Annotated in this window: 12 protein-coding genes and 1 tRNA gene; 3 read left to right on the forward strand and 10 right to left on the reverse strand. The window is 63.9% G+C overall.

What is annotated here, in order from left to right:
* Positions 1-265 precede the first annotated feature (265 nt).
* The 5 genes from gltB to MUN73_RS10255 all read right to left on the reverse strand — a co-directional run bounded on the left by gltB (position 266) and on the right by MUN73_RS10255 (position 9,755).
* Positions 266-4,810 (reverse strand): glutamate synthase large subunit, encoded by a 4,545-nt coding sequence (gltB, locus tag MUN73_RS10235; RefSeq protein ID WP_250140367.1) that lies wholly within the window; start codon positions 4,808-4,810, stop codon positions 266-268.
* Between the two features lie 372 nt (positions 4,811-5,182).
* Positions 5,183-5,650 carry an FxLYD domain-containing protein gene (locus MUN73_RS10240; protein WP_250140368.1) on the reverse strand — a complete coding sequence of 156 codons (468 nt, stop codon included), beginning with the start codon at positions 5,648-5,650 and terminating at the stop codon, positions 5,183-5,185.
* A 254-nt stretch (positions 5,651-5,904) separates the two neighbouring features.
* Positions 5,905-7,389 carry a proline--tRNA ligase gene (gene proS / locus MUN73_RS10245; RefSeq protein ID WP_250140369.1) on the reverse strand — a complete coding sequence of 495 codons (1,485 nt, stop codon included), beginning with the start codon at positions 7,387-7,389 and terminating at the stop codon, positions 5,905-5,907.
* A 215-nt stretch (positions 7,390-7,604) separates the two neighbouring features.
* A complete protein-coding gene (locus MUN73_RS10250) occupies positions 7,605-8,486 on the reverse strand; it encodes a hypothetical protein (RefSeq protein ID WP_250140370.1) in 882 nt (293 codons plus the stop codon).
* Between the two features lie 384 nt (positions 8,487-8,870).
* Positions 8,871-9,755, reverse strand: coding sequence for a hypothetical protein (locus MUN73_RS10255; protein WP_250140371.1), 885 nt, complete (start codon positions 9,753-9,755; stop codon positions 8,871-8,873).
* A gap of 603 nt (positions 9,756-10,358) precedes the next feature.
* Between MUN73_RS10255 and MUN73_RS10260 the strand changes: the two genes are divergently transcribed.
* Positions 10,359-11,330: a quinone oxidoreductase family protein gene (locus tag MUN73_RS10260; protein WP_250140372.1), complete on the forward strand. Its 972-nt coding sequence runs from the start codon at positions 10,359-10,361 to the stop codon at positions 11,328-11,330.
* Between the two features lie 81 nt (positions 11,331-11,411).
* Here MUN73_RS10260 and MUN73_RS10265 read toward each other — a convergent pair whose 3' ends face one another.
* The 3 genes from MUN73_RS10265 to MUN73_RS10275 all read right to left on the reverse strand — a co-directional run bounded on the left by MUN73_RS10265 (position 11,412) and on the right by MUN73_RS10275 (position 13,306).
* Positions 11,412-12,104 (reverse strand): bactofilin family protein, encoded by a 693-nt coding sequence (locus MUN73_RS10265; RefSeq protein ID WP_250140373.1) that lies wholly within the window; start codon positions 12,102-12,104, stop codon positions 11,412-11,414.
* Between the two features lie 101 nt (positions 12,105-12,205).
* Positions 12,206-12,733, reverse strand: coding sequence for an 8-oxo-dGTP diphosphatase (locus MUN73_RS10270; protein WP_250140374.1), 528 nt, complete (start codon positions 12,731-12,733; stop codon positions 12,206-12,208).
* Between the two features lie 69 nt (positions 12,734-12,802).
* Positions 12,803-13,306, reverse strand: coding sequence for a hypothetical protein (locus MUN73_RS10275; RefSeq protein WP_250140375.1), 504 nt, complete (start codon positions 13,304-13,306; stop codon positions 12,803-12,805).
* A 210-nt stretch (positions 13,307-13,516) separates the two neighbouring features.
* Here MUN73_RS10275 and MUN73_RS10280 point away from each other — a divergent pair, with 210 nt between their 5' ends.
* A complete protein-coding gene (locus tag MUN73_RS10280) occupies positions 13,517-13,927 on the forward strand; it encodes a CBS domain-containing protein (protein ID WP_250140376.1) in 411 nt (136 codons plus the stop codon).
* Positions 13,928-14,084: 157 nt separating this feature from the next.
* Here MUN73_RS10280 and MUN73_RS10285 read toward each other — a convergent pair whose 3' ends face one another.
* Complete coding sequence (locus MUN73_RS10285; RefSeq protein WP_250140377.1) at positions 14,085-14,426, reverse strand: hypothetical protein; 342 nt, start codon at positions 14,424-14,426, stop codon at positions 14,085-14,087.
* Between the two features lie 172 nt (positions 14,427-14,598).
* On the opposite strand from MUN73_RS10285, the gene MUN73_RS10290 reads away from it, so the two are divergent.
* Positions 14,599-15,981 (forward strand): S8 family peptidase, encoded by a 1,383-nt coding sequence (locus MUN73_RS10290; RefSeq protein ID WP_250140378.1) that lies wholly within the window; start codon positions 14,599-14,601, stop codon positions 15,979-15,981.
* A 486-nt stretch (positions 15,982-16,467) separates the two neighbouring features.
* Here MUN73_RS10290 and MUN73_RS10295 read toward each other — a convergent pair.
* A tRNA-Ala gene (locus tag MUN73_RS10295) sits at positions 16,468-16,539 on the reverse strand.
* Positions 16,540-16,583: the final 44 nt, after the last annotated feature.

The raw sequence follows: 16,583 nt of genomic DNA on the forward strand, positions 1-16,583 counted from the left end.
TCGGCGATCGCGATCGGCGACACCCGACGTGACCTACCGCCCGGGGACGCCGAGCGGTTTTTCGTCGAACGACTCGACGGGACCGGGTCCAGGTGAGACCTGCGCAGCCCCGAGAGCAATCGTCAGGCGGCACGCTCCCGCGTTCGATGGCTCGTAGAAACCGGCAGGAAACGGACGCCGGCTCGTACGGAGTACTGTCAGTCATGTCCGGCGCACCCGCGACCCGCCGTGCGGGTGCGTCGGTACACAGTGACAGCGAACCGTATCAGTCGTCGCTCGCGGCGAAACTCGCCGACTCGGCGACGGCGCCCGTTTCGGGCGAGCCGGGCAGTTCGTTGCGCACGTCGTCGCTCCCCTGTTCGGTGATCGCCTCGTGGTACGCGTCGGGCATGACCTTCACGAAGGCGTCGAGCGCACGCTCCCAGTTCTCGAGCAGGAGTTCGCCCCGATCGGAGCCGGTGTAGGCGACGTGGTTCTCGACGAGGCGACGCAACATCGCCTCGTCTTTCTCCTCGAGATCCTCGTGGAGCGAGACCATCCCGGTGTTGGCTTTCGCCTCGAACTTCCGGTCCGGATCGTAGACGTATGCGACGCCGCCGGACATCCCGGCCGCGAAGTTCGTACCCGTCTCGCCGAGCACGGCGACGACGCCGCCGGTCATGTACTCACAGCCGTGGTCGCCGACGCCCTCGACGACGGCCTTCGCGCCGGAGTTGCGGACGGCGAAGCGCTCGCCGGCCACGCCGTTGACGTACAGCTGTCCGTCGGTTGCGCCGTACAGCGCGACGTTGCCGATCGCGATGTTCTCCGTCGGATCGTAGGCGGCCGTCTGCGGCGTCCGGACCGTGATCTTGCCGCCCGAGAGCCCCTTGCCGACGTAGTCGTTGGCGCTGCCGTCGAGGTGGAGCGAGACGCCGCTGGCGAGGAACGCGCCGAAGCTCTGGCCGGCCGTCCCCTCGAAGTCGATCGAGATCGTGTCCTCGGGGAGACCGGGCTCGCCGTAACGGCTCGTGATGCGGTTCGAGAGCATCGCGCCGACGGTCCGATCGACGTTGGTGACCCCGGTCGCGATCGAGACCGGGTCTCCGTCCTCGATGGCGTCGGCCGCGGCCTCGATGAGGTCCCGATCGAGCTGGTCGTCGAGTTCGTGGTCCTGCTCGCGGATCTTGCGCCGGACGTCGCCGCCGGGGTCGGCCAGCACGTCCGAGAGGTCGACGTTGCGGGCTTTCGGGTGGTCGACGTCGTCGCGCTGGGCGAGGACGTCGACCCGTCCGATCATCTCGTCGACCGTGCGGAAGCCGAGGTCGGCCATGATCTCGCGCAGTTCCTGCGCGATGAAGGTCATGTAGTTGATGACGTGTTCGGGTTCGCCGGGGAACCGCTTGCGCAGGTCCTCGCGCTGGGTGGCGACGCCGACCGGGCAGGTGTTCTCGTGACACTGCCGGGCCATGACACAGCCGCTCGTGACGAGCGAGGCCGTCCCGAAGACGTACTCCTCGGCACCGAGCAGGGCGGCGACGGCGACGTCGCGCCCGGTCTTCATCCCGCCGTCGGCGGAGACGCGGATCCGATCTCGCAGGCCGGTCGCACAGAGCATCTGGTTCGCTTCGGCGAGGCCGAGTTCCCAGGGGAGCCCCGCGCTCTTGATCGAGGTGCGCGGCGACGCGCCCGTCCCGCCGGAGTGGCCCGAGATGTGGACCACGTCGGCGTTGGCCTTCGCGACGCCGGCCGCGATCGTGCCGATCCCCGCCTCGGAGACGAGTTTGACGTTGATGTCGGCCGCTTCGTTGGCGGCCTTCAGATCGAATATCAGCTGTTTCAGGTCCTCGATCGAATAGATGTCGTGCAGCGGCGGCGGGGAGATGAGACCCACGCCGGGCGTGGACTTGCGGACGTGCGCGATCATCTCGTTGACCTTCTCGCCGGGGAGGTGCCCGCCCTCGCCGGGTTTCGATCCCTGGGCCATCTTGATCTGGAGTTCGTCGGCCGAGGAGAGATAGGTGCTCGTGACGCCGAAGCGCCCCGACGCGACCTGCTTGACGTTGCACTCCTTTTCGGTGCCGAACCGTTCCGGCGGTTCGCCGCCCTCGCCCGAATTGCTCTTGCCGCCGATCCGGTTCATCGCGATCGAGTTGTTCTCGTGGGCCTCCGGCGAGAGGCTCCCGAGACTCATCGCCGCGGTCGAGAACCGCTGGACGATGTCTTCGATCGGTTCGACCTCCTCGATCGGGACCGGGTCCCGGTCGCTCTCGAACTCGAGCAGACCGCGCAGGGTCTGGAGGGTCTGTTGCTGTTCGTTGATCTGTTCGGCGAAGTCCCCGTACCGTTCGTAGTCGTTCGATCGCACGGCCTGCTGGAGCGCGCCGACCGTGTCGGGGTTCCACTGGTGGTGGATACCGGTCGATCGGTGTTCGAACTCGCCCGAGCGGGGGAGATCCGCGTCGTCACCGCCGAAGGCGGTCTCGTGGCGCTCGCGGACGTCCGCTTCGATCTCGGTGAGGCCGATCCCTTCGGTCCGGTTCTCGGTGCCGGCGAAGTAGTCCGCGACGAGGTCCGAATCGAGGCCGACGGCCTCGAAGATCTGGGCGCCCTGGTAGCTCTCGACCGTCGAGATGCCCATCTTGGCCATGATCTTCAGCAGACCGTCCTCGACCGCGCCGACGTAGGCGTCGATCGCGACCCCGGTATCGGCGCCGTCCTCGCCGGCCGTGATGTCCGCGATCGTCTGGTAGGCGAGGTACGGGTTGACTGCACCAGCACCGTAGCCGACGAGCGTCGCGAAGTGGTGGACCGTCCGCGGGTCGGCGGACTCGACGACGAGACCGACGTGGTTGCGCAGGCCGTTGCGGACGAGGTGGTGGTGGACGGCGCCCGTCGCGAGCAGGCTCGGGATCGCCGCGCGCTCGGCGTCGACGTTCCGGTCGGAGAGGACGAGCACGTCGTGACCGGCCTCGATCGCCTCGACGCTGTCCTCGCGAACGCGTTCGATGGTGTCACGGAGGTCGCTTCCGAGTTCCTCGCTCGCGGGCTCGTACGTGATGTCGACCGTCGCGGCGGTGATCCCGTTGGCCGAACAGTCCCGGATCGACGCGAGTTCGGCGTCGGTGAGGATCGGCGAGTCGAGTACCAGCTGGCGCGCGTGTCCGGGCGATTCGGAAAGCAGGTTGCGCTGGAAGCCCAGCCGGCTCTCCATCGAGGTGACCAGTTCCTCGCGGATGTAGTCCAGCGGCGGGTTGGTGACCTGCGCGAACAGCTGCTTGAAGTAGGAAAAGAGCGGGCGGTTGAACTCCGTGAGTACCGACAGCGGCGTGTCGTCGCCCATCGAGCCGACGGGGTCTTTCCCCTTCTGGGCCATCGGCGCGATCATGTTGTCGAGTTCGTCCCGCGTGTAGCCGAACGCGGCCTGGTAGTCGCGCAGGCCGTCGACCGCTTCCCGCGGGGTGTTGTCGGCCGTGGTTCGAATGTCGTCGAGATGGACCTGCTCCTGTTCGACCCACTCGCCGTACCGCTCGTCGGTGAGGTCGTCGAAGACCTCCTCGTCGGGGATGACCCGTCCCTCGTTCGGATCGGCGAGGAACAGTTGGCCGGGCTTGAGGCGGCCGCGCTCCTCGATTTCACTGGGGTCGGTGTCGAGCGCACCGGCCTCGCTGGCCATGACGAGTCGGTTGTCGGTCGTCACGTCGTACCGGCACGGCCGGAGGCCGTTGCGATCGAGCACCGCGCCGACGCGTTCGCCGTCGGTCGCAGCCACGAGCGCGGGGCCGTCCCACGGTTCGACGAGCGAGGCGTGGAAGTCGTACCAGTCCTTGCGGTCCTCGCCCATGGCGTCGTCGCCGCGCCAGGCCTCCGGGATGAGCATCCGCAGGGCGTGTGCGAGGTCCCGCCCGTCCTGCATGAGCAGTTCGAGCGCGTTGTCCACGCTCGCGGTGTCGGACTGGTCGGGGTCGTCGATGATCGGCTTGACGGCCTCGAGATCGGAGATCACGTCGCTCTCGATGTCCGTCTCGCGGGCACGCATCCAGTTGATGTTGCCCTGGATGGTGTTGAACTCGCCGTTGTGTACGATGTTCCGGTAGGGATGGGCGAGATGCCACGCGCCGAGCGTGTTCGTCGAGAACCGCTCGTGGACCATCGCGAACGTCGATTCGATGCGCTCGTCAGTCAGATCCGGATAGTAAGACGGGACCTGTGCTCCCTTGAGCAGGCCCTTGTAGACGATCGTCTTCGAGTCGAGCGAGCAGACGTAGAAGCGCTCGGCCCCGTCGACGTCACGGTCCTCGACGGCGTTTTCGAGCGCGCGGCGCGCGACGTAGAGCCGTCGATCGAAGTCCTCACCCGTGACGTCGTCCTCGGGCGTGACGAACACCTGCCAGACGTCGGGTTCGGAGTCGACGGCCGTCGCCCCGAGGTCCCCGTTGTCCGTCGGCACGTCGCGCCACTCGACGACGGAGAGATCGTACCGATCGAAGACGTCCTCGGCGATCGCGATCAGCTCGTCGCGAGCCGCCTCGTCCTGCGGGAAGAAGAGAGATCCGGCGGCGTACGGATCCGGGAGCGACGCGTCGAGGACGCTCTCGAAGAACGAATCCGGAAGCTGGAGCATGATACCGGCCCCGTCGCCGGTGTCTTTCTCCGCGCCCGTGGTCCCGCGGTGTTCGAGATTGACGAGTAGTTCGAGACCGTCGGCAACGACGTCGTGTCCCCCCTCACCGTCGAGGTCCATCACGACGCCGACCCCGCAGTTCGACCGCTCGTCCGCCGGGTCGGCGAGACCCTGCGAACGCTCGGTGGATGAGTGTGGCTGTGGCATACCCCTGACTGGCGCGACTGTACATAAGAGACTACCCCATAATGGCTAAGGGTATTATAATCACATATATATGGATATAAGGTGTAAAGGTTCCGCCGTCGATGCAACTGCCGAACGAGTCCGTCGACGGAGGTATCGCGTGAACGGGCCAGAAGTGTCAGAGGCATGTAGTGCTCACCCACCAGAGTGAACACCACACCCGTGGTTCGTTCTCCAGCGGCAAGCCCTATTTGGGTAAACGATTAGGTCCACTCGATTGACAAGACGTTCTCAGCCCTCGCATAACATCCCCACGCCGGTCTCTCGAGATCGGTACGGCCGGAATTCGAGGGGAGCGGCGTCGATCGGCGTTCGACTGCCCACGTCGCACCCCTAGACGGGGCTCTCGGAGACTTCGATTTCGTAGTCACCGACCTCCTCGGCGCGTGCACCGAGAAGCGGGACGTCGAACGTCCACTCCGCCCCGCTGTCGAGGCCGTCCGTGGTATCGATTCCCTCGTGTATCTGGCGATCGTCCGTATCGTAGAACCGGACCGTGACCTCGACGGACTCCAGTTCGGCACCCGTATCGTTGCGCACGCTCCCGTCGACGCCCGCCTGGAGTTCGTCCTCGTAGAACTCGTGGTCGAGGAGTTCCACCCCATCGGTCCCACTACTACTGTCGTCGCGATCACCATCTTCAGCGCCGGTGCCCTCGTTGCCACCCTTTTCAGGACTGTCATTCCCGTCAGCACCGCCGTCCACAGTCCCACTATTGCTCTCGCCACCGCTGGTACAGCCTGCGAGCGGGAGCGTCAGCCCCCCAGTCGCCAGCAACTGGATAAGATCTCTCCGTCGCATTCTAGTGCACTGGGTAGTCTCCCAATAGAAAAGTAAACAGTCGCTAACAGATCGGCACGGAGCGTCTGCGGATCGATTTTCGACGGTCCCGCGTCTGCTCTCAGGCCCGTCCACGGAGTGCGGTTACGCGTTTCGAAAATGGGGTCGGTCAAAAGCACTCTCTCAGTGAGGGAGTACTCCGTGCTCGAGAAACCGAAACGCGACGACGCGACGGACGGCCCTCTCACTTCTACGAGACGGCCACCGGACAGTCCCTAATACGACTTCGCGAAGTACGCGATCTCCTCGGCGTCGTCACCGCAGACGCCGCACGTCGCGTCGTCGTCGGGACGGACGGGTTCGCCCGCGCTCGCGCCGCCTTCCTCCGCCAGCGGCTGCATGACGATCTCGGCGGCGATCTTTTCCTTGATGGCTTCCTCGCAGGCCTGGTCGCCACACCACGGCGTCTTCACGTAGCCGCCGTGTTTGCCGATCGTCCCGAGGATCTCCTCGGGGCTGTGGGCTTCTCGGACGTTCTCCTCGAGGGTCTCTTCGGCCGTCTCGTAGAGTTTGTCGTAGATCGCGTCGAGGTTCTCCTCGACGGTCTCGACGAGCCCCTCGCGATCGGCGACGACGTTCTCGGTGTCCGGCCGGTGGACGAGCGTGACCTCCTCGTCGTCGACCTCGTTGGGGCCGATCTCGATTCGGAGGGGGACGCCGTTGAGTTCGTGCTCGTTGAACTTGAAGCCGGGATTGCGCTCGTCGCGATCGTCGAGTTCGACGCGCAGACCCGCGTCCTCGAGTTCCTCGGCGATCGTCTCCGAGTAGTCGAGCACCTTCTCCTTGGTGTCGGCCTGCCAGATGGGGACGATCGCGACCTGGGTAGGTGCGATGGTCGGTGGGAGGACGAGCCCCTGATCGTCCGAGTGGGTCATGATGAGCGCGCCGAGTGCGCGCCAGGAGAGCCCCCACGAGGTGGTGTAGGCGGTCTGTTCCTCTTCGTCCTCGTCGACGAAGGTGATGTCGAACGCGTCGGCGAAGCTCTGGCCGAGGTGATGGCTGGTTCCCCCCTGGACGGACTTGCCGTCGGGCATCAGCGCCTCGACCGTCGTGGTCGTGTCCGCGCCGGGGAACTTGTCGTGTTCTGGCTTCTTGCCGCGAAGAACCGGGATGGCAAGCACGTCCTCGTAGACGCGTTCGTACTGGCTCAGCCGCGTCCAGACCTCCTCCCAGGCCCCCGCGTCGGTCGCGTGGGCGGTGTGACCTTCTTGCCAGAGGAACTCCTTCGTCCGGAAGAACGGCTTGGTCTCGGTGGCCTCCCAGCGGACGACCGAACACCACTGGTTCAGCCGCAGCGGCAGGTCGCGGTGGCTCCGGACCCACTCGGCCATGAAGGGCGCGATGATCGACTCGCTGGTCGGGCGGACGGCGAGTCGCTCCTCGAGTTCGTCGTGGCCGCCCTGGGTGACCCAGGCTACCTCGGGGTCGAACCCTTCGACGATGTCCTTCTCGCGCTCGAGGTAGCTCTCCGGGATGAACATCGGGAAGTAGGTGTTCTGGACGCCGGTCTCCTTGAACCAGCCGTCCAGCGCGTCCTGGATCGACTCCCACAGCGCGTAGCCGCGGGGCTTCGTGACGATGAACCCGCCCATCGGCGCGTAGTCCGCCAGCCCTGCCTTCTGGACGACCTCGGCGTACCACTCGCCGGGTTTGTGCGATTTCGACTCGGTGATCCCGAGTTCCTGACTCTCGTCGCTCATACATCGACTCACTGCCACGGCGGGCTTAAACCATGCGAAGGATAGTCCCGGAAGTCGGATAACTGTGGCTTCGGTTTTCCTCTCCGATGAGACCGACCGGCGCCGACTGGCCTGGGATCCCTCGGTAGCGTCGACGAACAGTTTTTCCGCAGGCTATCTGAGACACCCCACTTTCGATCCAGCTTATCAGTCGTTCTCGGGTATCCGGGCCGCGCTCAAACGCATTCGTCGACCACTTTTGTACACGAAACCGGGACTGCGAGACCACACGATCCAGTAACGCAGAGTACACATCCCGCTACTGCTGGCGGGTTAACCGGTGCTGAACCACACGCAAGGAAACAGGCGGAACAGATCGTGATGCTCCCCATACACTTGAACGCCCAGGTATCACAGCTACTCGTCGTAACGACCTCGTCCGTCTCCATCGACGAGAGGTCCGTCACCTCCGAACTGGCACCCGCACTGATATTCGCGTTCGAACTGTTCGCTGGTGGCTCGACGAGGTACGCTCTGGGCTCCGCGTCTCGAGCGGTCGCGTTATGTTTCGAATGGATTTCAAATCCGTCGATGAGCGAGTTGTAGAACATGACGGCCTCGTCCGAATCGACGCCCGTTTTCTTCGTGAGGCGTCGTTGTTCCGCCGGCGTCGCCGCCCGCATGAAGACGACCCCTTCTCTGGCGTCGATCGTGAGTATCGCCTCCTCGGCTTGCGGAGGAAAACGGTATTTCTGCGGAAGCTGACTTCGAGACTTCCCTCGACTAGCCTGTTGATCGAACTCGAACAACGCGGTCGCACCACCGTTTCCGTCTTCCCCGTAGGTGAGGGTGCCAAGCTCCGTCTCGAGGTCGATTCCAGTGATGACCCAATCTCCGACGGTCACCTGCCGAGTAGATACGTCGATGATCTCTGGGTGGCCGAGCTCGGCGAGCATCGACTGGACGTACTCCGACTCGAGTGCCCGCTCTTTCGCTTCATCTGGTTCGACCACGCTGTCGGCCGTGGTAATCCCGGTTGACACAACCAGCCCACTTGCGGCCGTACCAGCGCTCTTCAAGACTTTTCTCCGATTGACCCCACTGTCATCAGCCGGCATAGAAAGTAATTACGCATCTAGATACTAAAGATTTACTAAATTATTTACTGAAACATATATAGGACAGGACCAGTAGTGAAAGTACTGCGATAGCTGCACTGAACAGCCATAACTGAGAATTTTCAGGCCCAGATGAACGCATGAAGGCGGGGAAGAGGGCCAATAGAGATCCGATGACCAGGATTATGAGTGCCGTACATAACCGAGTATTGTCTCCCATATTCATTCACACATCGTACTAGATAAAATAACTTTCCGTCAAATTCATCGTTATTCTACAGAAAGATCAACGTACTCGATATCGACCACGGCCGAAACCTGCCATCAGTTCCATCCGGGAGATCTCGTACTGAAAAGTCAGCGCGAACGATCTTCGGCCGTTCGTTATCCACAATTATCTATCAATTTCTTGCATGCATACGGAAGGGCGACGACACACGAAGTTCCGACACACGTCGCACATGCGAGGACTCCGCCGACGGTAGTTAGTGGAATTGAGGCACACGCCATAATGCAACTCCCACACCACGTTATCGATAATCCGCAGTTAGTCGCCCAGGTTGCACAACCACTTGCAGCGACGACCTCATCCGTCTCCATCGACGAGAGGTCCGTCACCTCCGAGCTGGCACCCGCACTGATATTCGCGTTCGAACTGTTCGCTGGTGGCTCGACGAGGTACGCTCTGGGTTCCTCGTCTCGAGCGGACGCGTTATTTTTCAAGTGGATTTCGAATCCATCGATGAGCGAGTTGTAGAACATGACGGCCTCGCCCGAGTCGACGCCCGTTTTCTTCGTGAGGCGTCGTTGTTCCGCCGGCGTTGCCGCCCGCATGAAGACGACCCCTTCTCTGGCGTCGATCGTGAGTATCGCCTCCTCGGCTTGCGGAGGAAAACGATATTTCCTCGGGAGTTGACTCCGGGACTTCCCTCGACTAGCCTGTTGATCGAACTCGAATAGTGCGGTTGTATTACCGCTCTCATCCTCACTATAGGAAAGAATACCGAGGTCCGTCTCGAGGTTGATTTTGGTTATTTCCAGACTTTCGATGGTCACCTTTTCTGCCGAGACACCTGCGATTTCTGGTTGATCGAGTTCGTCGAGCAGCGATTGAACGTACTCCGACTCGAGTGCTCGCTCTTTCGCTTCGTCCAGTTTGGCTGAACCAGTGGCTGTGGTGACCCTCGCCGAAGCGACGATGCTGCTTACAGCAATTCCAGCATTTTTCATCATATGCCTTCTATTGACAATGTTGTTATCACCACTCATGACATACATAACAATATCCGCATTATTTAAAACTTTATTGTTTTAGTAAGTTAAATATTCTCCATAACAGATATATGTTACAAATCCGAATCTCGATGAAACCACTGTCGGCCTATTTATCCACTTTCGCCTGCTCCTTCGAGGACGTCCTCGAAACGGACGAGATCGCCCTGATACAGGTCGGTACCGTGATTCGACACGGCAATCCTTCGGCTTACGTCGTACGACGAGTCGAGGTCTTCAGCACTGCGAGTAGGTGGGCACAGTTACGAACCGATGATTGTCTGTCGAGAACCGAACTGTCACGAACTGGCGCCTCGGACCGACTGGGTCGAAGGGTTCTGGAGGGGCACATCTACGGGATCTTCGTCAACGACCTCGGTACGTTCGAACAGGTAACTCGTCGCGGTCGAGGCGGTGATACCGGTGACGTCTCAGGGCACGCACACGATCGCGACCGTTCTGTTCGCTACCCCGACTACCGAAAGAGAAAGTCGAGTGATACCAGATTCGATCCTGACAGACACGAGAACTACTTACAACGATTAGACGGTTCCCGTCAGTTCTCAGCCCTTTATACAGCAGGCCTTCGAACGGAACCGTATGCGTGCAATCGAGGTAACCGAATACGGCGACAGCGACGCGCTCGAGATTATCGACGCTGACCTTCCCGAACCGGACGCGAGCGAGGTCCGGATCAACGTCGAAGCCGCGGGGATCAACTTCGCCGACATCATGCAGCGCCGGGGGCTCTACCCGGGCGGGCCGGACGCGCCCTACGTCCCCGGCATGGAAGCCGCCGGAACGATCGACGCGACTGGCGAGGGCGTCGGCTTAGACGAGGGCGATCGGGTCGTCGCGATGCTCAACGGCGGCGGCTACGCCGAGTACGTCACGGCTGACGCGCAGATGCTCTTTCCCATCCCGGAGGGGATGAGTTTCGAGGAGGCCGCGGGCTTTCCAGTCCAGTTCCTCACTGCTCACTCCTGTCTGTTCGAGTGGGGCGGACTCGAAGAAGACGAAACGGTTCTGATCCAGGCCGCCGCGGGCGGGGTCGGGACGGCCGCCGTCCAGTTAGCCTCGAACCACGGCGCGGAGGTCTTCGGGACCGCGAGCACGCAAGAGAAACTCGACCTCGCGGCCGATCTGGGCTGTGACCACCCGATCAACTACACCGAGACGGACTTTCGGGAGGTCGTCGACGAGGAAACCGACGGCGAGGGCGTCGATCTCGTCTTAGAGAGCGTCGGCGACGACGTCTTCGATCGCAGCCTCGACGCGATGGCCCACTTCGGGCGGATGGTCACCTTCGGGGTCGCGAGCGGTGTCCCCGCGAGCGCCGAGAACCAGCGGCTCCTCTTCGAGAACAAGACCGTCAAGGGGTTCCACCTCGGGCAGGCCGCCTATCACGATCCGGGCAAGATCATGAAAGCCGTTCCCGACCTCACGCAGGGACTCACGAGCGGGGACCTCGAGGTCGTCCTCGGCGAATCGTTCGCGCTCGCGGACGCCGCCGAGGCCCACCAGTACATCGAAGACCGCAAGAGCGCCGGGAAAGTCGTCCTGACGCCCTGAGACGGGACCGAGGCGATCGCAACCCGCGGATCGAGTCTCCGATCAGCCGCACGGTGACAACTGGTACTCGTCCCCACCGCCTCAATCCTCGTCGTCCTCATCCTCGTCCTCATCTTCATCCCCATCGTCCTCGTCCTCATCCTCGTCCTCGTCCTCATCCTCGTCCTCGTCCTCCTCATCCTCGTCCTCATCCTCGTCGTCCTCGTCCTCATCTTCATCCCCATCGCCCTCGTCCTCATCTCCATCTCCACCGCCCTCGTCCTCATCTCCATCTCCACCGCCCTCGTCGCCCTGGTCGTCGCGCTCTCCCTCCTCGTCTTCGTCGTCACTGTCCTCGTCACCAGCCTCGTTGTCGGTCTCGATCTCCCCGCTGACTTCGGCGTCGTCGCTGACCTCGATCGACTCGGCGATCACGTCACCCGCGACGGTCGCGCCCGGACGGATCGTCACTGCCGTGCCGGAGACGCTCCCGTCCACGGCGGCGTCCTCGCCGATCGTCACCGACACGCCGCTGACGTCGCCGCCGACCGCGACCCCGGGACGGACCTCGAGAGGACCGTCCGTCGTGACACTCTCGTCCGTATCCTCGTCGATCGTGACCGCAGTCCCCGAGTAGCCGGCGGCGGAGCGCTCCCCACCGACGTCCCTGATCTCGTTCTCGCAGTCGGCACACTTGTCGTCGCCACCGTCGCCGCCCAGACAGCCCGCGAGCGCGGTCGTCACCGCCCCAGCGACCGTCACGAGGACTGATCGGCGTCGAGACTGGTCGACCATGCGAACCCGGAGCTACCACGTCCCCGGTAAAGAGGGTTCTCGAACCTCTCACTGGCCGCGAACGTCGATTCAGGGCGGTGACAGATTCGCGTCGCGATCGACTACGATCGATCCTCGAACGAGACGTCTCGTTCCAGATCGTGATCGGCGAAATCGGCCTCGTCCAGCGGCTCACCGCCCTCGAACCGGAACTCGCCGGCGACGGTGTCGCCCTCGAGGACGGCCGGGAGCCAGAGCCGATCGTCCTCCCACATCCGATCGTAGGGCACCTCGTCGATCGGGACCCACTCCGGGCGGGCCTCGTCGGAGGGGGTCGGTTCGCCGTCGAACGATCGCGTCCGGTAGACGTGACAGAACGTGTGCCGGTCACCATCGAGCGTGAACGTAAGTTCGCCGGCCTTCTCGAGGTTCCGGACCGCGAGTCCGACTTCTTCGCGCGTCTCGCGGACGGCACACTCCCGGGGCGTCTCGCCGTTCTCGAGTTTGCCGCCGGGGCCGTTGTACCACCCCTCGCCGAGTCCGCGGCGCTTCTCGATCAGGAGCACCTCGTCGGTCCGCTCGCGATCGTCGCCCGTTCGCTCGTCGGGAGTCCACTCCCGGAGCGGAAAACACAGCGTCGCCTCGATCATACCGAGGTGTTCGTCCGATCGCGAATAAAGCCCACCATCGCGACCCGGTGCGATTCCGAAGGCCCTCGCTCACGACCCGGCGCGATCGGTCCCGACGATCGTCAGGTAGCCCACGTACAGCAGGGCCGCGACCACGAGCGCGGCGGCGAACACCGTGACGCCGACGTAGCCGGTGAGCGCGACGTCGGGCCGTTCCCAGAGATACGCCGCGCCCTCGACGGCGAAGACGAACAGGCCGCCGTAGACGACGGCGAGCGCGATCGCGCGGCCGAGCGCGATGGCGTCGAGGCGGCCCCGCTGGAGCAATTCGACGACGAACAGGAAGGCGACGACCAGCCCGTAGAACGGTTCGGGGATCGCCTGCCCGAGTTCTCGCGGTCCCTGGATCGCGACTACCCCGTAGTACGCCAGGGCGAGCAGGACGGCCCCGACGAGCGTCAGGGAGAGTCCGTAGCCGCTGGTGTCCGCGGGCGAGGGAACGGCATCCGGACCGGAGCTACCGGCGTCGGGTCCGCCGTCGAACGCCAGCGGAGACGGTCCCTCGCGATCGTCGACCGCGTCGTCGTCCGGCATACGTTGCGGTCGTGCCCCCTGGAGCTTTGTTAGGGGGTCCGTGAGCGAGGTCCCGGGTCGGCCCCGACAGGGACGAGACGACGAGCGAACGGCGGGGACGATCGCGGCCGCCGGAACGTCACGCCGGTTGGCGGTTGGCCCCCCGTCCGCGATCCCGACGAATCGAACCGGTTGGCCAACCCTTATACTGATCTAGGATCATGATCGTCTATGGACGACATTTTCGTCGCACGAGTGATGTCCACGTCACTCCACACCGTGACGCCGGACACGCTCGTCGAGGACGCGGGAGAGACCATGCTCGAGAACGAGATCGGGTCGGTCGTCGTGGTCGACGACGACAACCAGCTCGAGGGAATCCTGACGACGACCGACTTCGTCAACATCGTCGCCGAGAGCCACCCGAAAGCCGAGACGACGGTCTCGCGCTACATGACCACCGACGTCATTACGGCCTCGGCACAGGACAGTATCGTCGACGCGGCCGACGTCATGGTCGAGCACTCGTTCCACCACCTGCCGGTCGTCGACGAGGACGAGGGGGTCATCGGGATGATCACGACCTCGGACCTGGCAGCGTACCTCTCGCGAGTCTCCACCCCGTCGCCCGAGCGGGAGTAGTCGGACCGCTCCGGCACAGTCGCGGACCCAGGACGCGACCGCGACTACCAGGCACGAGGTCCGAGAGGTCACACCGGCCCCTGCGACGGCGCTCGGGGATCGATTCTCGACCGATCGTCGTCGCGAGTCCGACGCCGATTCGGTCGCCGCAGGCCGGTCAGCCGTCCTCCTCGGTCGGCTCGTCTTCGGTCATCCAGCGTGCCGTCTCGGCGAGGCGCTCGGACAACTGGCGCGCCTCCGCGGGGGTCAGCGTCGCGTCGGCGTGGCCCGTCCCGTGGTCGCCGGCCATCGCGTCGACGCTCAGGACCACCCGATCGTCCGCCGGTCGGATCGAGACGTCCGCCCGATCGGGGTAGTCCCGCGGCGGCCCGATCTCGAGGTCGGCCTCGCCGCGAGTGACGCCGATCTGGACCTCGTCGGGATGGACCAGGTCCAGCGTGTCCGTCGGCTCCTCCTTGATCGGGTCGGGTTCCTCGGCGCGGTTGGAATCCGCTGGCATACGCGGACGTTGGCGGGCCGGGGCCTTGGCTGTACTCCCCGACCAGCCGTCTGCCATCACCGACCCTGACCTGCGGTCGGTCAGACTCATAAACGCTAGTTACAGTCGCAGATACTGATAATCCAACGGAGGTATAACTTCGTTTTCGTCGCTATTCCGGGTGTGAGAGATAGTGGCAGTGACGCCCGGACCCGACGTCGGGACCGATCTCTCTTCACCCCTGATCATGAACCGACGAACCTTCATCACGGCGGGTAGCGCATCGCTCGGGGCACTCACTCTCGGATCGACGGCCGCGGTGGCCGACTCGACCGGCCGATTCGTCGTCGATCGCACGAGTCTCCGGACCGAATCGGACCTCGAGATCGTCCACGAACTGGAACCGGTAGATCTGCTGGTCGTCCGGGCGACGGCGGACCGACTCGATCGATCGGGAGCCGCGTACGCCCCCGACCGGCAACTGGCAGTCGACCGGTACCGGCCGACAGCCGTCGCCGGTCTGGAGTCGTCCGCACCGGCACGGGATCTGACCGACTTCCAGTGGGACAAACGCGACCAGGGGGTTCCCGAGGCCCACGAGATCACCAGGGGCGAGGGGACGCGCGTCGCGATCATCGACTCCGGGATCGCGGCGGATCACCCTGACCTGGACGGGCAGGTCGACCTCGATCTGTCCCGGAACTTCGCGCCGGACGAGTACGGCGTCGGCGAACCGTACGGCGGGACCCACGGGACCCACGTCGCGGGGATCGTCGCCGCGACCGACGACGGTAGCGGGGTCGTCGGCTCCGCTCCTGGTGCCGACCTCGTCGACCTGCGCGTCTTCGGGGCGGCGCTCGAGAGCCGCGATCGCGGGGATCTGCCGCCCGCGTACTGGCGGGAGACGTACATGGGCGACGTCATGGCGGCGATCGTCTACGCCGCCGAGATCGGCTGCGACGTCGCGAACCTCAGCCTCGGTTGGACCTGGGAGATGCGGATGGACGGCTGGGGGAAATTCTGGGGCACGGTCCACCAGCGCGTGGGTCGCTACGCCCGACGCCAGGGGATGGTCCACACCCACGCCTCGGGCAACTGGGGCGAGAGCCTCCAGTTCAACCGGGACGAGACCGACTCCTCGGAGACCGCCGGCGGACTCACCACCAGCGCCACGGGCCCCGTCGGGTTCGATCCGGAGACGGGAACGTACGACGAGCCACCCCATTCCCCCTCGACGTACACGACCCACGGCGTCGGCGCGATCGACCTCGCCGCTCCCGGCGGCAAGGGCGGCGAGTTCACGCACGATAACGTGCTGAACGCGATCGCGCTCCCGCAGTTCGACGACGACGGTACGTATCTCGGTGCCGACTACGGCCACGCCTGGTTCGCGGGCACCTCGATGGCCGCGCCGCAGGTCGCCGGGGCCGCTGCGTTGGTTGCGAGTGCGAACCCGCGGTACAACGCGAACCAGGTCGCGAACGCGTTGACGCGGACGGCGGAGATTCCGGAGGAGTACGATCGGAAGTACTACGGTCGCGGGTATCTGGATACGCTGGCCGCGGTTCGGGACTGACGTCTCGCGGGCGGCCCACGTCCGCTTTCGGAAGTTCGGTCGAATCGGTGATCCACGAGCATGACGCGTGCTAGCTGGGAACTGGAGTGGTTGTGGGACACCTCAGGGACCGAATAGGCGAAAATCGTGGCTGTTCGATCGCTAGCCCGACTCCATTTCGATCCCCTGGTGTTCGTCAACTACTACCGTGAGATTGAAGACCGACGTTGGAAAATCCAGAATCGGGCTGGAGAGAGACCACCACCAGTACCACCTACCACTCCAGCCTGACCTTCAGTTGTGCAGATACAGTGATGTTGGTTCTGCCTAACTGTTTATGGCCGAGGGCCATCGTGAACGGGACCGATCGCACCGGCGGTCTGTAGTAGCCACTGAAAGTCACTGCACACCTGATCGCAGGGCGGCTTTGCGATCAGTGTGTAAATCCTTTCAGCGGTTACGATACCATTCGCGCCGCTCGCGAATGTGCTCGCGGCGCAAGAATCATGGACTCGCCGGGATTTGAACCCGGGGCCTCTTCCTTGCGAAGGAAGCGATCTGCCACTGATCTACGAGCCCTCGCACGTTCCTAACCCCGGTTTCTATTTGTAGCTTGTGTTTCG

Origin of the sequence: Halosolutus amylolyticus, from assembly GCF_023566055.1 — an archaeon.
Lineage (GTDB): Archaea > Halobacteriota > Halobacteria > Halobacteriales > Natrialbaceae > Halosolutus > Halosolutus amylolyticus.

Excerpts from the sequence above, each read along its gene's own strand:
- gltB (WP_250140367.1), bottom strand. The coding sequence starts at position 4,810 with ATGCCACAGCCACACTCATCCACCGAGCGTTCGCAGGGTCTCGCCGAC.
- MUN73_RS10285 (WP_250140377.1), bottom strand. The coding sequence starts at position 14,426 with ATGCCAGCGGATTCCAACCGCGCCGAGGAACCCGACCCGATCAAGGAG.
- MUN73_RS10280 (WP_250140376.1), top strand. The coding sequence starts at position 13,517 with ATGGACGACATTTTCGTCGCACGAGTGATGTCCACGTCACTCCACACC.
- MUN73_RS10270 (WP_250140374.1), bottom strand. The coding sequence starts at position 12,733 with ATGATCGAGGCGACGCTGTGTTTTCCGCTCCGGGAGTGGACTCCCGAC.
- proS (WP_250140369.1), bottom strand. The coding sequence starts at position 7,389 with ATGAGCGACGAGAGTCAGGAACTCGGGATCACCGAGTCGAAATCGCAC.
- MUN73_RS10260 (WP_250140372.1), top strand. The coding sequence starts at position 10,359 with ATGCGTGCAATCGAGGTAACCGAATACGGCGACAGCGACGCGCTCGAG.
- MUN73_RS10240 (WP_250140368.1), bottom strand. The coding sequence starts at position 5,650 with ATGCGACGGAGAGATCTTATCCAGTTGCTGGCGACTGGGGGGCTGACG.
- MUN73_RS10255 (WP_250140371.1), bottom strand. The coding sequence starts at position 9,755 with ATGAGTGGTGATAACAACATTGTCAATAGAAGGCATATGATGAAAAAT.
- MUN73_RS10250 (WP_250140370.1), bottom strand. The coding sequence starts at position 8,486 with ATGCCGGCTGATGACAGTGGGGTCAATCGGAGAAAAGTCTTGAAGAGC.
- MUN73_RS10265 (WP_250140373.1), bottom strand. The coding sequence starts at position 12,104 with ATGGTCGACCAGTCTCGACGCCGATCAGTCCTCGTGACGGTCGCTGGG.
- MUN73_RS10275 (WP_250140375.1), bottom strand. The coding sequence starts at position 13,306 with ATGCCGGACGACGACGCGGTCGACGATCGCGAGGGACCGTCTCCGCTG.